We start from the raw sequence: 16,465 nt of genomic DNA on the forward strand, positions 1-16,465 counted from the left end.
GAACTGGTTGAACCAGCCCGCCAGGGTGGCCGTTTCGTCCTTGCCTTGCACGATGAGTTTGCGGGTGAGATCGCCTTCACCTTCGGCGATTTCCTGCAGGCCGTTGGCAACACCGCGAATCGGCCGCACGATCACGCTGGCGAAACTGGCTCCCACCGCGGCGAAGATCACAGCCAGTACGGCAGCAATGGCGGCGATCAGCCAAGTCAGGCTCGAAGCCTCGGCCATCACTTCATCGCGTTTGATCAGGCCGATGAAGCGCCAGCCCAGGCCTTTGGAACTGACCACGTTGGCCATGTAGGGCACGCCGTCGATCTCGATCTGGGTCACGCCATCGCTGCTTTTGGCCAGCTCGGCATAGTTGGGGCCCAGGTCGGCCAGTGGCTTGAAGTTGTGCTTGGCATCGGCGGCGTCCACCAGGACGTTGCCGTTGGCTTCGACCAGCATCAGGTAGCCGCTTTCACCCAGCTTGATGTTCTTGACCAGTTCGGTCAGTTGCTTGAGCGACACGTCCAGGCAAACAACACCCACCAATTTACCGCTGGCGTCAGCGACAGTTTGTACGGTGCCAATCAGCGACACATCATCCGGCGCCCAGTAATAGGCGTCTGTGCGCACAGTCGTGCCCGGTGCGGCCATGGCAGCCTTGTACCACGGGCGCACACGCGGATCGTACTTGGCCATTTTGGGATCGTCCGGCCAGCTCGCGTAGCCACCGTCATCCATGCCCACGGAAAGATAGGCGGTGGTCGGATGGCTCTTGGCGAATCTTTCGAAGATCTCCAGAAGCTGCTGATTGATCTCAGGGAAGGGGGCTTGTGCGGCGTCGGCGCTGGAATAGTTTTTCAAGCCCTTGGCGGCGATGACCCGCGGATCCCTGGCAAAGAGTTCGACGTTCTGGCTGATGCCATCGAAGAACTGCTTCATGCCGTTGTCGATCTGGCGGATTTCACGGCCGCTGCTGTCCAGGAAGTTGGCTTTTGCGGCGTCGCGCAGGTTCAGCACGACAAGCACCGCCACCAGGATAACCGGAAGGCAGGCGATGGCCGCGAACGCCCACGTCAGCTTCTGTTTGATATTCATGACTTCTCCCGCGGATTATTTTTAAGTGTTGGAACGGCGGAAACAGCAGTGGTTGGCGTTGCGAGTCTCTGAAAGGGAAAAGCGCCCATGCCTACGACCAATGTATCGACCAAAGTCGTAGGCACTTGAGTTCATCCATTTTGGCGCGGGTCGACCAGTAGAGGGCGTTGGCGCGATTGCACCCGGTTTGACTTGTCTGGAAGATGGCGTGGTTTGCTCTGCCCTTTCGTCCTGTGGTCAAGGGTGCCCATGTGCAGCAAACCCTCATCGTCTTTAAGGTATTAACGAGGCCCTATGCCAAGCGCATTCGAGAGCGTACTTAAAAACAAGAACATGGCTTATCGACCACTCGGGTCGGCGCCCGCCCGCCAGGCACCGATCCGCGTCGCGTTTGTATTGATGGACAACTTCTCGATGATGTCCTTTACCGGTGCGGTGGATGCGCTGGTGACCGCCAATCTGATGAGCGACATGCCCCTCTATGAAGTGCTGACGGTGGGGGTTTCAGGAGGGCAGGTCACGAGCGACCTGGGCATTGTCATCTCGACCGACATCGAACTGGCGCAGATGCCGGAAAACCAGGACGTGCTGATTGTCGCCGGGGGCTTTCGCGTGAAGTTGCAAGGCCACCCCTTGCTGCGACGCAAGCTACGCGCCAATGCAGCGTGCGGGGCGATACTGGGAGGGCTGTGGAACGGCGTCTTCTTTGTGGCCGATGCCAATCTGCTGGACGGTTTCGAATGCGCTGTCCACCCGGAAAGCCGTGCCATGATGGCGGAGGTGTTTCCCCATGTGAAGGTGTCCAGCCGGGCCTATGTCTTTGATCGAGAGCGGGTCAGTTGCGCGGGCGCCAGCAGTTCGCTGCGCATGATGCTCCAGTTGATTCGCCAGACGGGTGGCGCGGCGCTGGTGGGGGCCATCGAGGAAATTCTTCGCTGTGATGAGTCGGGCGACGATGCGACGGACTTGCCGCCGGTTTTCGTCGAGACCGACCCGACGCTGCCGGAAAGCCTCAAGCTGGCTCTGGAACTGATGTGGCAAAACGTAGAAGAGCCGTTGACCATTGATGAGCTGGCGGCGTGCGTCAAGATTTCCAAGCGGCAGTTGGAGCGGCGGTTCTGCAGCTTTCTTGGTGCGACTCCCACACGCTATTACCTGGAACTGCGCTTGACGCGTGCCCGCCAGCTTATCCAGCAAACCAATCGGTCCGTGACTGAAATAGCCGTGGCGACGGGCTTCGTCAGCTCCCCGCACTTCCAGCGTCGTTTCCGGGATTTTTTTGGCATGCCGCCTGGCAGCTATCGCTCGAAATCTGAGCGCAAACAAACCGTGCGTTAAAATCGCTGCGGGTAGGGGATGGCTTTTGTGAGGGGAGGAGCGTTGTAGCCAGCCAGGAGAGTTGGTGGCAACGTGAAATCACTCTGCCTTGGCGCCTGCATGGGGTCAATTTCACGAGTTGAGGCCTTTCGCATCATCTTTGCCCCAGGGTGTGAAGTCGAGCATCAGCGCTACAAGAATGGCCCCTGCGGAAATCAGGAAAAGCACAGTGTGATGTCCGCCACTGGCATTGAACAGTGCTGTGTAGGAAAACCCGGCCAACGCCTGGAAGGTTGCGAACGAAACAGTGGCACGGCTCCAGGCGAGTTGTTGGCGGTGTGGGTTGGGTACCAGTTCATGCACCCGGGCCAGGGCCAAGGGCACAATGCCCGGTGGGAACGAACCGATGATTACCGCCAGTAGCGCCAACGCCATGAAGGTGTGTGAAATAGCCAGCAAGCCGAGGGCAATCGCTTGCACGAGTAGCACCAGTCGAATACTCCTGCGCGCACCCAGGTGATCGGCGAGAAAACCATAGCTCACCGGCCCGATAATCGCCCCGAGACCGTACATTACCCACACCAGTGCCCCGACGCGAGCACCGGCCCCGAGGCCGCGGGCCACGTAATCCACCAGAAAAACCATCGCAGGCACGAGCCCGGCGGCCATGAAGGCGTACTGGGCGAACAACTGCAAGACAGCAGGAGGCGTGGGTTCGTCTGGCGCAGCGCTGGCTGTCACATGCACCGTTTCCTGGGGCCAGCCAAACCAGCTCAGCCCGGTCAGTACCAGTGACAGAGCGCCGAGCCCCAGCCAGGTGGCCTGCAGCCCCAGGCTCAAGAGCGGCGGCACAAGCGTTCCCGAACCGGCGATGCCAAGGCCGATGCCAAGGAAAATCGCACCACTGGCCAAACCTTTGCGTGCCGCCGGTACGTGGGGCAGCACCGTCGCCGCCACCAGCACCATGATCGCGCCGCCGGCGATTCCCGACAGCAGCCGCCAGGCGAAATACCAGGTGACCGACAGTGGGAAAGCACAGGCGAAAAACGCGCCGGTCACGACCAGCATCATCAGCCGCAAGGCGTTCTTGTTTGTCAGTCGGTGGGCCATGGGACGGCCGATCAGGTAACCGACCAGATTCGCCGCCCCCAGGTAGACCACGTCATTGGCCGAAAACCAATGGGCCTCGATCAACGAAGGGATCAGCGGTGTGTAGGCGAAACGCGCCAGGCCGATGCTGACGAGGCTGGCACAGAGGCCGGCGAAGATGGGCAACCAGATGCCCGTGGGCGCGGAGTCGAGCGCAGCGGATGGGGTGGTCATGACAGCGATCCTGTGAAGGGTTTATGGCGTTCAGCATATCGACTATCGTTGCTGCGTTTATGCAGCGATTTCGCGCCAAAGCGATGCAGATTTGCATCATGGGGAAGCAGATGAATTGGGATGATGCGCGGGTGTTTCTTGCTGTCAGTCGGGCGTCGACCTTGCGTGGTGCTGCGCGGGCATTGGGGGTGGATCAGGCGACTGTGGGGCGGCGCATCACGGCGTTGGAGAAATCCCTGAGTGCCGCGTTGTTCCTGCGCACCTCCGACGGTTACGCACTGACCGCCGTCGGCGAGGCGGCGCTCAAGGCGGTGGAGAAGATGGAGCATTCGGCGTTGGAGCTGGAGCGCCGGATACAGGGCCTGGATGATCGCCTGATCGGCAATGTGCGGGTTGCCACTACCGACTCATTGGCCATCGACTTTCTGATTCCGGCCATTGCTCGCTTGCATGGGCGGCACCCCGATGTGCGCGTGCAGCTGGACGCTTCCACGCAGATACTCAGCCTGGTCAAGCGGGAGACGGACATTGCCGTGCGCAACACCCGGCCCGACAACCCCGACCTGATCGCCCGGCGGATCGCGCGTTGGCCGGTGGGGCTGTTCGCATCCCAGGCCTATGTCGATGCCCATGGCCGACCGTCGCCCGGCAGCGAGTTCGAAGGCCACGACCTGGTGGTCTACCAACCCTACTTGCAGGGCAACAAGGACTTTACCCTGGTCTGCGAGCCGATCAACCGCGGGCGGATCGTGGCAAGCCTGAGTTCGAGCCTGTTGGTGCGCCGTTCGATTGCCGCGGGCATCGGTGTGGGGGAAATTCCGGTGTATATGGGTGAGCGTGACGGTTTGCTGAGGATCTGGCCGGAACGCACGCGCCCGCTGCCTTACGAGGTCTGGCTGGTCACCCACGCGGACCTGCGTCATACCGCACGGGTGCGGGCGGTGATCGATGAGATTGTCGAGGTGTTTGCGCTGGAAAATGAGTAAAGCGCCAGCGCCAACCAAAAGGGAAAGCGAGCTTGCTCGCGATGGCGCAATGTCAGCCACATGAAGGCGGGCTGATCCGACGCTATCGCGAGCAAGCTCGCTCCTACAGGGGTTACGGGTTGCTTCATGGCATCTGCGGCAGTTCCTGCGGCCGCAGATCGAACACCAGCACCTCGGCATCCTGGCCATTACTCAACGTCAGGACCTGCTCTTCGCGCACCCGTACGCCATCACCTTCCTGTAACGGTACGCCGTTGAGCTCGACAGCGCCTCGGGCCACGTGCACGTAGGCATAGCGATCCGGGGCCAGGGTCAGGGTGGCGCGTTGCTCGCCATCGAACAACCCGGCATAGACGCGTGCATCCTGGCGCACCTGGAGCGAGCCGTCGGCCCCGTCGGGGGAGATGATCAATTGCAGGCGACCGCGTTTCTGCTCGCTGCTGAAATGCTCCTGTTGGTAGCGTGGCGTGGCGCCGCTGACGTTGGGCACGATCCAGATTTGCAGGAAGTGCACCGACTCGTCCGCGCTATGGTTGAACTCGCTGTGGGCCACGCCGCTGCCGGCGCTCATCAACTGCACGTCACCCGGGCGAATGACCGAACCTGTGCCCAAGGTGTCCTTGTGTTCCAGCGCCCCTTCGAGCACATAGGAAAAGATCTCCATGTCCCGGTGGGGATGCTGGCCAAAACCCTTGGCGGCGGCGACCCGGTCATCGTTGATAACCAGCAGGTCGGAGAAGCCCTGTTCGTTGAGGTCACGGTAGCTGGCGAACGAGAAGGTGTGGAATGAGGTCAGCCAGCCGTGACGGGCAATGCCGCGGTCCGAAGCTTTGCGAAGGGTCAGCATGATCAATTCTCCTGATGTCTGTGGGCGAAGGCTGGACCGTTCGCCGGGTTCAGAAGAAGGTTAATGGTTATCCACATGTTCAATAAGTAGGTGTAAAACGAAAGACTGTCCGTTCTTAGTGGACAATCGAGAATGCCTACCGGCGGGTGCTTCGCTTCGACATAATGCTAGCGATAAACCCTGTGGGAGCGAGCTTGCTCGCGATAGCGGTGGGTCAGTCGCATCAAGGCCAACTGATCCGACGCTATCGCGAGCAAGCTCGCTCCCACAGAGGCATTTATAGTTTCTGGATTTATTGGTGTCTTTCCCGATGAAAACCGTTGCAATGGTGCTGTTCCCGGATTTTTTGCTGCTCGACATGGCCGGGCCTCTCGAGGTGTTTTCCATCGCCAATCGTTACCTGGCAGCGGACCAGCGTTATCAATTGCTGACCCTGGGGACCGAGCGCGGGGCTTTGCGGGCCTCCAACGGCGTAACGGTACAGGCCGATATTCATATCGACCAGGCATGGGCGGCCTATGACGTGCTGCTGGTGCCGGGCGGGCCGGGGGCCTATAACGACCAGCATCCAGGATTGCACACCTGGTTGCGGGCCGCGGCGCAACGAGCTACGCGCTACGGCTCCATTTGCACCGGGGCCTTTGTGCTCGGTGAAGCGGGCTTGCTCAATGGTTATCGCGTCACCACCCACTGGCATTACACCGAGCGCCTGATCCAACGATTCCCCAAGGCCCTGGTGGAAACCGACAAGATTTTCCTGCAGGACCGGCGCCTGATCACCTCCGGCGGCGTCACCGCCGGGATCGACCTGGCCCTGTCCATCGTCGCCCAGGATCACGGCCGCAAAGTCGCGTTGGACGTGGCCAAGGTGTTGCTGGTGGTGATGAAACGCCAGGGTGGACAGGCGCAGTTCAGCCCCTCGGTGGCGGCGGTGTCGACGCAGGAATCGGCCATTACCCGGGTGCAGAATCATGTAATGGAACATCTGGAAGAAGCCTTCACCATTGAGCGCATGGCCGCGTTGGCCGCCATGAGCGCGCGGCATTTCGCCCGCGTCTTCGCCCGTGAAGTGAAGATGACACCCATGGAGTTCCTGCAAGGCGCACGCATCGACCGGGCGCGTCAGTTGCTGGAAACCACCGACCTGCCGCTCAAGACCGTGGCGTTTCGCAGTGGCTTCGGCAGTGTGCGGCATATGCGCTTTTTGTTCAGTGAAAAGCTCGGCCTGACCCCGGTGCAGTATCGCCAGCAGTTCAGTTGAGCCATCGGTGTCCGTCCAGGGCACCGTGATGTCCGTGGCGCTCCCTGTGCCAGCATTGTCCTGAGGGCTGCGCCTGCCAAGATAACGGCGAACCCTTTGGAAAGGATGCGCTGGAGCCAGGGCAGACGTGTTCGGCGATCCGCACGCTGACGCCCGCACCGGTTATCCAGCGCTGGATCGCCCATGAACAGTTTCGTCAAACCCGATAGCGAGCAGGCGGTGAGCTTCGGTCCGTTTGCCTTCTACCGGCAGCAGCGGCTGGTCACCCGTGACGGCCAGCCCCTCGCACTGGGCGGCCGTGCCCTGGATGTCCTGCAGGTGTTGGTGGAGCACGCCGGCCACTATGTCAGCAAGCAAACACTCACCGCCCACGTCTGGCCGGACAGCGTCGTGGAGGCCATCAACCTGCGGGTGCATATCGCGGCGCTGCGGCGGGCCTTCGGTGAAGGGCGGGGCGGCGCTCGCTATATCCTCAATCATCCTCGACAAGGCTATTGCCTTGCGGTGCCCCTGGTGGCGCAAGAGCGCGTTGCGTTGCCTTTCAGTCCCCGAACCGAGCGGCACAACCTGCCCACGCGCTTGAGCCCGGTGGTGGGGCGCGACAAAGTCCTGGGGCGGTTACTGGCGCAAGTACCCCGTCAAGCCCTGACCACCGTGAGCGGCCCGGGCGGGGTCGGCAAGACCACCGTGGTGTTGCGGGTGGCGGAGCTGCTGCTCGAGCACTTTGAGGACGGTGCCTGGTTCGTTGACCTGGCGGCCGTCAGCGATCCTTCACAAGTGATGGCGCAGGTGGCCGGCGTGCTGGGCGTGCAGCAAAGTTCCCTGGCTCGCTCCCTCGAACTCTGTCGGATGTTGTTGGTGCTCGACGGTTGCGAGCATGTGCTCGATGCCTGTCGCGAACTGGTCCAGACACTGGCTGCGGCGGCGCCCGGGATGGCGCTGCTGCTTAGCAGTCGCGAACCCTTGGACTTGCCGGGTGAAAGAATTGTGTCACTGCCGGGCCTGGCTGTGGCGTCGCCCTTGGAACCGGAGCACCAGATCGAGGCATGTCCGGCGGTGCAGTTGCTGATGGAGCGGGTTGGCGCCCGGCAGGAGGGGTTCAAGGCGGGTGGCCGCGACTGGCCGACGCTCGCACAGATCTGCCAGCGCCTGGACGGATTGCCGCTGGCGTTGGAACTGGCGGCGGCCCAGGTTGATGCCTTGGGAGTGGCTGGCGTCCTGGAACAACTGGATCACGGTTTATCACACTTGAGCCACGGACGGCGCACAGCGGTGGCCCGGCACCGCAGCCTGGGGGCGATGCTGGACTCGAGTTTCGAGCGGTTGAGCGCTGACGAACAAACCGCATTCCAGCGCCTGGCAGTGTTCGAAGGGCCGTTTACGCTCAAGGCGGCGCTGGCCGTGATCAGTTGCGCTGAACTGAGTGTCGGGAAATTACCCTCGCTGCTGTCGCGGCTGTTGAGCGTGTCACTGCTGATGGTCGAGCCGCTTGCCGAAGGGGGGCGCTTGCATCTGCTCCACACCACTCGCGCCTATGCCATGGACAAACTGCGACGCAGCGGTCAATGGCCTGTGTTTCATCGGCGTTACGTGCTGCAAGGTGCTTGGGGAGTCCGGCGTTCAAGGCCCCAACCGTCAAGTCAGCGCTTGGAGCAGCACGCCGGCTTCCAATAGGTCGGGGGTCTCGAAACCTTCGGTGAAGCGTCGATAGATGGGCTCGAGCAGCGCCTGCGCGGCATGCACCTGCCCCTGGCGCTGCCACAAACGGGCCAGGGACGTGGCGCTGCGCAGTTCCCAAGCCAGGGCCTGGTGACGACGTGCCACGTCCAGGGCGGCCAGCAGTTGCGCTTCGGCGGCTTCTTCCAGGGACGGTTCATTGCGCCCCAGCAAGGTCTCGGCGCTGGCCCGCAGGATCTCCGCCGAACACCAGCCCGCGGCGCCACTGCGGGCCCGTTCGATTTGCGCCGGGCTGACGAAGTCGCTGCGCAGGGTGACGGCGATGTCCTGGATCAAGCCGTTTGTCGGGCGCGTTGCCAAGGGCTGGCCATCGAATGCGTCGTCGTAATGGCAAGCCCAGTCATGGAACAGTATCACCGAATGTTTTCTGGCCTGCTGTTTCAACAACTCGAGCCTTTCTCGGGCGCTCGGATAATCGCCGTTGTAGTGGGCGATCACGCAACCGGCCAGCGCCAAGGTGTAGCAGATCGAAATACCGTGGTTGATTTGTACGGCGATCTGCAGCGCCAGGTTGGCGGTGCGCCGGGCTTTCTCGGCAAAACCTTGCAGCCAGAGGATGCGCGCCAGGACCGTCAACGCGGCCACGCTCTGATCGTATTGCACGCCGAAGCCGTGGTTGAAGCGGCTGAGGTGACCGCTCTGGGCCAGGCGCTGGATCACCTGTTCGGCTTCGCGCCGCGCCGCGCGCTGGTCGCCGATGAAGTGCAACGCCAGCACCCGCAGGCGTTGTGTGCTCAAGGACAGGGTTGGGTCGCCCTGCACGCCCAACCGGTCGAAATCCCGGCTGTGTGCCAGGGCCTGTTGGTAGTCACCGCAACTGAGCTCGACGGTCATTTGCCCGGACACGGCCCGCAGCTCGCCGGCCAAGTCCTGGCATTGCCGGGCCAGTTGCCGGGCCGTGGCGAAGGCGCGAACAGTGGCCGGCGTTCCGCCCTCGGTGTGGTAGTTGAAACTGGCGTGGGCCAGTTCCAGAGCCAGGGTCAAGCGGGGGCATGGCGCGGGGCTGGCCCGCAACAATTGCAGCGCTTTGTTGACGTAGAGACCGTGTTCCTTGAGCAGGGACAGCTCCTGCCAGAGGGGCAGGGTACGGGCGGTCAGGCGGATCGCTACGGCATGTGACCCCTGCGGGCCCAAGCCTCGGTCGAGCGCTGCGCGGATGTCGTCGCGATAGTCGGCGTAGCGGGCGATCCACAGTCGGGTGGGGGTGTTTTCCCAATCGCTTTCCGCTTGTCCCATGAGCGCCAGGCAGCGCTCGGCGTGGCGTTCCTGACTGGCCGCCAGTTCCCCGGCCTCGGCCAGTTGCTCCAAGGCATAGCGGCGGGTGGTGTCCAGCAGGCGATAGCGCACCTCTTCATCGCCGATCTCTACATTGAGCAACGATTTGGCGACCAACTGGCTGACCGACACCAGCACCTGCTCGGGCGCGACATGCTGGCCGACGATCACTGCGGCGGCGGAGGCCAGGTTGAAGCTGCCCATGAACACCGCCAGCCGCCGCAGGCAGGTCTGCTCGCAGGCCGTGAGCAACGCGAAGCTCCAGTCCAGCGTGGCGCGCAGGGTTTGCTGGCGCGGTGCGACTTCGGTGTCGTTGTGGAGCAGGGCGACGCTGTCTTGCAGTTGCCGGTGAAGCTCCTCCAGGGTGAAACGGCCAATTTGTGCGGCAGCCAGCTCGATGGCCAGGGGAATGCCGTCCAGCCGTCGGCAGATGTCGATGACCAACGGCATCTCGTGGTCGTTCAGCTCGAAGTCGTCACGGCTGGCCATCGCCCGTTCGGCAAACAGTTGCAGCGCCGGGTATTGCAGGGCGGGGTAGCCTTCGATGGGCATTTCCCGGGGCGGGAACGCCAGGGCGTCCAGGCGCTGCACGTGTTCGCCTTCGGCGCGCAGGCCTTCGCGACTGGTGGCCAGGATATGCAGGTGAGGGGCGCCGCGCAGCAGGGTTTCGCTGAGCTGGGCGATGGCGTCGATCAGGTGTTCGCAGTTGTCGATCACCAGCAGCAGATGCCGCTCCCTGAGTTGTCGGGCGATGGCGTCCAACGGATCACCGTCCTGCAATGGCAGGTCGAGCAACGCGCACAGGTTGGGGGCGATCATGGCCGCGTCGTTGAGCGATGCCAGGTCCAGCAAATGAGTGCCGTCACGGTACTGGCCGATCAGCCGTTCCGCGACCCGCAGGGCAACGGTGGTCTTGCCGATGCCGCCGGTACCGACCAGGGTGATGAAGCGTTTTCGCGGTAGCTGGGCCACCAGGCTTTCCACCAGGGCCTGGCGTCCGATCATGCGCGTGCGCTGCAGCGGCAGGTTGCGCGCCAACGATGGATGGGGGATGCGCGCCAATTGGTCGAGGGGGCGAATGACAGCGGCGCGACAAAGCTGTAGCCGCGCTGCGCCACGGTGACGATATAGCGCTGCCCGGCCTGGCCATCCCCGAGGGCCTTGCGCAGTGCCGCGACGTGCACGCGCAGGTTGGTGTCTTCCACCACGCTCCTGGGCCAGACCTGGGCGATCAATTGCTGCTTGCTCACCACCTCGCCAGCGTGTTCGAGCAGCACCAGCAGAATCTCCACGGCCCGCCGTCCCAGGCGCAACGGCTGCCCACCCTCAAGCACCAGACGCTGGCGAGGATGGACCCGATAAGGGCCGAAATGCACCGTCTGTTCGACGGGCAGGCTGAGGTATTGGCTCATGGTGCTCTCAATGTTCTGGTCCCGGTGCCTGGGCTTTACCCGAGTATATTCCTCAGGTTTTGTCTCAAGCGCAACGGTGAACAGCCTTATCCAGAGCCATCGGCAGACACAAATCCTTGTGGCGAGGGGATTTATCCCCGCTGGGCCGCGAAGCGGCCCCCAAAGCCCAATCCTCAAATAAGTCTGGCACCCCGAAGTGACAGTCCTGGGGCGGCTTCGCCGTCCAGCGGGGATAAATCCCCTCGCCACAAAAGCAAGCAATCCCCATCGGGTTCTTAACACCGGCGTCCCGAAAAAATTAACAACGTTTAACTCACGCAGGTGCCCCCCACGGCCGGACCATAAAGCGATCCACCCACCTCAAGGAGTCACGTCATGAGCACCTTCATTACCCGCGATGGCACAGAGATTTACTACAAGGACTGGGGCAGTGGTCAACCGGTGGTCTTCAGCCATGGCTGGCCGTTGAACTCGGACAGTTGGGAGGCACAGATGATGTTCCTGGCGTCCAACGGCTACCGGGTGATCGCCCATGACCGTCGTGGGCACGGGCGCTCCAGCCAGCCGTGGGACGGCAATGACATGGACACCTACGCCGATGATCTGGCCGAACTGATCGAGCGCCTGGATCTGAAGAATGCGGTGCTGCTCGGCTTCTCCACCGGCGGCGGTGAAGTAGCGCGTTACATCGGTCGTCATGGCGCCGCGCGTGTCGCCAAGCTCGGCCTGATCTCGGCGGTGACGCCGTTGATGGTCAGGACCGCGACCAACCCTGGCGGATTGCCCATCGAAGTGTTCGACGGTTTCCGCCAGGCCTCCCTGGCCGACCGTTCTCAGCTATACAAAGATGTGGCCAGCGCGTTTTTCGGCGCCAACCGTCCGGGGGCAAAAGTCTCCCAGGGCATGATCGACTGGTTCTGGATGCAAGGCATGCTCGCCGGCCACAAAAACACCTACGACTGCATCAAGGCGTTCTCGGAGACCGATCTTTCCGAAGACCTGCGCAACATCGACGTGCCGACCTTGGTGGTGCATGGCGATGATGACCAGGTGGTCCCTATCGAAACCGCCGGCATTGCCGCCGCCAAGTTGCTCAAGAACTCGCAGCTGCTGATCTACCCCGGCGCGCCTCACGGCCTGACCGACACCCACAAGGACCAGTTGAACGCGGACCTGCTGGCGTTCATCCAGGGCTGATAAGCCACACACCTGTGGGAGCGAGCCTGCTCGCGAAAGCGGTGGGTCAACTGGCACTTATGTCGACTGTGCCACCGCATTCGCGAGCAGGCTCGCTCCCACAGGATTGGCATTCAACAGGAACAACACCCATGAACCGCAATGACTTGCGCCGTCTCGACATGAACCTGCTGGTGATCTTCGAGGCGCTGATGTTCGAGAAAAACCTGACCCGCGTCGCCGAAAAGCTGTTCATGGGCCAGCCGGCGGTGAGCGCGGCGTTGGGGCGGTTGCGGGATCTTTTCGATGACCCGTTGCTGATCCGCCACGGTCGCGGCATGGAGCCGACGCCACGGGCGATGGCTATTCTGCAAGAGCTGCAACCGGCCATGGACACGATTTCCGGCGCCGTCAGCCGGGCCAAGGCCTTTGATCCGTCCACCAGTTGCGACGTGTTTCGCATCGGTCTGTCCGACGATGCCGAGTTCGGCCTGTTTCCCCCCTTGCTCAGCCAACTGCGTGAAGAGGCACCGGGCATCATCGTGGTGGTGCGCCGGGCCAACTATCTGCTGATGTCGTCGCTGCTGGCCAGCGGTGAAATCAGCGTCGGCGTCAGCTACACCACCGACCTGCCGGCCAACGCCAAGCGCAAGAAGCTGCGGGACATCCCTTGCAAGGTCTTGCGCGGCGACAAGCGCCCGGGGCCTTTGACCCTGGATGAATACTGTTCGCGGCCACACGCCATGGTCTCGTTCTCGGGTGACCTGAGCGGCAACATCGACCTGGACCTGGCCCGCATCGGCCGCAGCCGCAAAGTGGTGCTCGGGGTGCCGCAGTTCAGTGGCTTGCGGGCCTTGCTGGCGGGCACCGAGCTGATCGCCACCGTGCCCGATTACGCCGCCTGCGCGCTGGTGGAAGGCTGCGCGCTGCGCGCCGAGGACCCGCCGTTCGAGATCAACGCGGCAGAGCTGTCGATGGTCTGGAGCGGTGTGCATGACAACGACCCGGCCGAGCGCTGGCTGCGCTCGCGCATTGCCACCCACATGTCCCAATCGTTGCCGGCTGCGGCCTACGCGGATTCGGACGGAGCTCACCGATGAACATGACCGACGAACGCCCGCTGCAAGACCTGGGCTTGCTGTTCCTGCGCCTCAGTGGCGCGCTGTTTTTACTCTGGGTCCACGGGTTGCCAAAGCTGTTGCACTACAGCGACGAACTGACCCGCATCGAAGACCCGTTTCACCTGGGCGCGGCGCCTACGCTGATCCTGGCGATCTTCGCCGAAGTGCTGTGTCCATTGCTGATCATGGCCGGCGTGTTGGTACGCCTGGCGTGCCTGCCCATCCTGTTCCTGCTGGCGGTGGCACTGTTGGTGGTGCACCCGCAATGGAGTCTGGAGCAAGGGCAGTTCGGTTGGCTGTTGTTGATCATCTTTACCAGCGTATTCATCGCCGGCCCTGGTCGCCTGGCGCTGAACACGCGCTTTGTTGGAGTACTTCGTCATGCCTGAATTGCAAACCGTTGAGTCCCAGGCCAAGCCTGGCGTTGACGAAATTGTCACCCTGGTGGTCAAGCACCGGATCAAGGCCGGCCAGGATGCAGCCTACGAGGCCTGGTTGCGGCGCATCGTGCGCGTTGCCGGTGGCTGGCCAGGGCACCTGGGCGTGGACGTGGTGCGGGGCAAGCAGGACGGCTTGTCGCTGTTCACCTGCGTGTTGCGTTTCTGTTCCACCGAGGCCCTGCAACGCTGGCTGGATTCGCCCGAGCGCCGCGAGCTGGTGGAGGAGGCTACGCCGTTGCTGGCTGACGGTGACCAGACCGAAGTCGGCGCGCACAAGGAATTCTGGTTCACCCCGCTGGCCGATGCGGCCACACCGCCGCCGCGTTGGAAACAGGCCGTGGTGACGTTGCTGGTGATCCTGCCACACACCTTGCTGGTGCCACTGATCTGGGGACCGGTGCTGCAACTCAACGCCTTTCTCTCCAACTACCTGGTGGCCACGTTCCTGATCACTCTGACCATCGTCCTCTCGGTCTGCTACGTGTGCATGCCGCTGGCGACCCGTTTGTTCGCCCCCTGGATGGAAGCCTCGAAGGCCCACGAACACCTGGAACCGTAGGCGTAACCCCAGAAAACGCTTCGCCACGCAATCATTTTTTGATAGTTGAAGGAAAACCCTATGAACGCCGATCTGATTCTGTTCAATGGCCAGTTCCACACCGTCGACCGGGAAAACCCCCGGGCCAGCGCCGTGGCGATCAGCCAAGGCAAATTCGTTGCCGTGGGCACCGACGCCGAGGCCATGGCCCTGCGTGGCAGCGGCACCCAGGTCATTGACCTCAAGGGCCGCACCGTTATCCCCGGGCTCAACGACTCGCACCTGCACCTGATCCGTGGTGGCCTGAACTACAACCTGGAGCTGCGCTGGGAAGGCGTGCCATCCCTGGCCGATGCCTTGCGCATGCTCAAGGATCAGGCCGACCGCACGCCGACGCCTCAATGGGTACGCGTGGTGGGCGGCTGGAACGAATTCCAGTTTGCCGAAAAGCGCATGCCGACTCTGGAAGAACTCAACCAGGCGGCCCCGGATACCCCGGTGTTCCTCCTTCACTTGTATGACCGCGCCTTGCTCAACCGCGCCGCGCTGCGTGTCGCCGGCTACACCCGCGACACGCCGAACCCGCCAGGTGGCGAGATCGTGCGTGATAGCAAAGGCGAGCCCACCGGCATGCTGGTGGCGCGGCCTAATGCAATGATCCTTTACTCGACGCTGGCCAAGGGACCGAAACTGCCGTTGGAGTACCAGGTCAACTCCACCCGCCAGTTCATGCGTGAACTCAATCGCTTGGGCCTGACCAGCGCTATCGACGCCGGCGGCGGCTTCCAGAACTACCCGGACGACTACGCGGTGATCGAGCAGTTGGCCCGCGAGCAGCAGTTGACGGTGCGGATCGCCTACAACCTGTTCACCCAAAAGCCCAAGGAAGAACTCAGCGACTTCAAGAACTGGACCGGCAGCGTCAAGTTGCACCAGGGCGATGACTTCCTGCGGCACAACGGCGCCGGGGAAATGCTGGTGTTCTCGGCGGCGGATTTCGAGGACTTCCTGGAACCGCGCCCCGACCTGCCTCCTGGCATGGAGCAGGACCTGGAGCCGGTGGTCCGGCACCTGGTGGAGCAGCGCTGGCCGTTCCGCCTGCATGCCACCTACGACGAATCCATCAGTCGCATGCTCGATGTGTTCGAGAAGGTCAACCGCGACATTCCGTTCAACGGCCTGCCGTGGTTCTTCGACCACGCCGAGACCATCACGCCGAAGAACATCGAGCGCGTACGGGCGCTGGGTGGCGGCATCGCGATCCAGGACCGCATGGCCTTCCAGGGTGAATACTTCGTCGACCGCTACGGCGCCAAGGCTGCCGAAGCCACGCCGCCGATCAAGCGCATGCTCGCCGAAGGCGTGCCGGTGGGCGCCGGTACCGACGCCACCCGCGTCTCCAGCTACAACCCTTGGACTTCGCTGTACTGGATGGTCAGCGGCCGCACGGTCGGCGGCCTTTCGTTGCACGAAGAAGGCCTGCCGCGCCTGACCGCGTTGGAACTGTTCACCCACGGCAGCGCCTGGTTCTCCTCGGAGCAGGGCAAGAAAGGCCAGATCAAGGTGGGGCAACTGGCGGACCTGGCGGCCCTGAGCGCGGACTTCTTCAGCGTCGAGGAAGAAGCCATCAAGTGGATCGAGTCGGTGCTGACCGTGGTCGACGGCAAGGTCGTGTACGCCGCCGGTGATTTCGAAAAACTCGGCCCGGCCAGCGTCCCGGTGCTGCCGGACTGGTCGCCGGTGGTCAAGGTCCCCGGTCACTGGCGCCCGACTTCACCGTTGCAGGCCCAAGTCCACCAGTGCAGCGGTCCGTGCACGGTGCATTCCCACAGCCATGAACGGGCGCGATTGTCGAACGTCCCGGTCAGCGATTTCCAAGGTTTCTGGGGCGCGTTTGGCTGTTCCTGCTTTGCGTTCTGACTGAGCACAAACACCTAGCCCTTGTGGGA

11 protein-coding genes and 2 pseudogenes are annotated in these 16,465 nt (G+C 62.7%); 9 read left to right on the forward strand and 4 right to left on the reverse strand.

All coding sequences use genetic code 11. From position 1 onward, the window contains the following. Positions 1-1,083 (reverse strand): annotated as a pseudogene (locus KI237_RS30950) (HAMP domain-containing protein); the annotation flags it as partial. Positions 1,084-1,377: 294 nt separating this feature from the next. On the opposite strand from KI237_RS30950, the gene KI237_RS11370 reads away from it, so the two are divergent. After that, positions 1,378-2,421 carry a GlxA family transcriptional regulator gene (locus KI237_RS11370; protein WP_212799883.1) on the forward strand — a complete coding sequence of 348 codons (1,044 nt, stop codon included), beginning with the start codon at positions 1,378-1,380 and terminating at the stop codon, positions 2,419-2,421. 111 nt (positions 2,422-2,532) lie between these two features. Here the strand turns inward: KI237_RS11370 and KI237_RS11375 are convergent, their stop codons facing one another. After that, positions 2,533-3,723, reverse strand: a complete 1,191-nt coding sequence (locus KI237_RS11375) for a YbfB/YjiJ family MFS transporter (protein ID WP_212799884.1) — start codon at positions 3,721-3,723, stop codon at positions 2,533-2,535. A 110-nt stretch (positions 3,724-3,833) separates the two neighbouring features. Here KI237_RS11375 and KI237_RS11380 point away from each other — a divergent pair, with 110 nt between their 5' ends. Continuing rightward, the gene (locus tag KI237_RS11380) at positions 3,834-4,709 is read left to right on the forward strand and encodes a LysR family transcriptional regulator (protein WP_212799885.1); all 876 of its coding nucleotides are present in this window, start codon (positions 3,834-3,836) and stop codon (positions 4,707-4,709) included. Positions 4,710-4,833: 124 nt separating this feature from the next. Here the strand turns inward: KI237_RS11380 and KI237_RS11385 are convergent, their stop codons facing one another. Next, positions 4,834-5,556, reverse strand: a complete 723-nt coding sequence (locus tag KI237_RS11385; protein WP_212799886.1) for a pirin family protein — start codon at positions 5,554-5,556, stop codon at positions 4,834-4,836. A 310-nt stretch (positions 5,557-5,866) separates the two neighbouring features. Here KI237_RS11385 and KI237_RS11390 point away from each other — a divergent pair, with 310 nt between their 5' ends. Then, the gene (locus KI237_RS11390) at positions 5,867-6,817 is read left to right on the forward strand and encodes a GlxA family transcriptional regulator (protein ID WP_212799887.1); all 951 of its coding nucleotides are present in this window, start codon (positions 5,867-5,869) and stop codon (positions 6,815-6,817) included. Between the two features lie 183 nt (positions 6,818-7,000). Next, entirely contained in the window at positions 7,001-8,491 is a 1,491-nt protein-coding gene (locus tag KI237_RS11395) for an ATP-binding protein (protein WP_212799888.1), read from the forward strand. On the opposite strand, the pseudogene KI237_RS11400 reads toward KI237_RS11395, so the two are convergent. Continuing rightward, positions 8,453-11,241, reverse strand: a pseudogene (locus KI237_RS11400) (ATP-binding protein). The gene KI237_RS11395 and the pseudogene KI237_RS11400 sit on opposite strands and share 39 nt — an antisense overlap. A 375-nt stretch (positions 11,242-11,616) precedes the next feature. Here KI237_RS11400 and KI237_RS11405 point away from each other — a divergent pair. From KI237_RS11405 to KI237_RS11425, 5 genes are all read left to right on the forward strand, one after another. Further along, positions 11,617-12,438, forward strand: a complete 822-nt coding sequence (locus KI237_RS11405) for an alpha/beta fold hydrolase (protein ID WP_212799889.1) — start codon at positions 11,617-11,619, stop codon at positions 12,436-12,438. 131 nt (positions 12,439-12,569) lie between these two features. Continuing rightward, the gene (locus KI237_RS11410; RefSeq protein ID WP_212799890.1) at positions 12,570-13,517 is read left to right on the forward strand and encodes a LysR family transcriptional regulator; all 948 of its coding nucleotides are present in this window, start codon (positions 12,570-12,572) and stop codon (positions 13,515-13,517) included. After that, a complete protein-coding gene (locus KI237_RS11415; RefSeq protein ID WP_212799891.1) occupies positions 13,514-13,927 on the forward strand; it encodes a DoxX family protein in 414 nt (137 codons plus the stop codon). Before KI237_RS11410 ends, KI237_RS11415 begins: the two co-directional genes overlap by 4 nt. Continuing rightward, the gene (locus tag KI237_RS11420) at positions 13,920-14,537 is read left to right on the forward strand and encodes an antibiotic biosynthesis monooxygenase (protein WP_212799892.1); all 618 of its coding nucleotides are present in this window, start codon (positions 13,920-13,922) and stop codon (positions 14,535-14,537) included. Before KI237_RS11415 ends, KI237_RS11420 begins: the two co-directional genes overlap by 8 nt. 60 nt (positions 14,538-14,597) lie before the next feature. After that, positions 14,598-16,436, forward strand: coding sequence for an amidohydrolase (locus tag KI237_RS11425; protein WP_212799893.1), 1,839 nt, complete (start codon positions 14,598-14,600; stop codon positions 16,434-16,436). The last annotated feature ends 29 nt before the right edge of the window (positions 16,437-16,465 follow it).

It is taken from the genome of Pseudomonas sp. St316, assembly GCF_018325905.1.
Lineage (GTDB): Bacteria > Pseudomonadota > Gammaproteobacteria > Pseudomonadales > Pseudomonadaceae > Aquipseudomonas.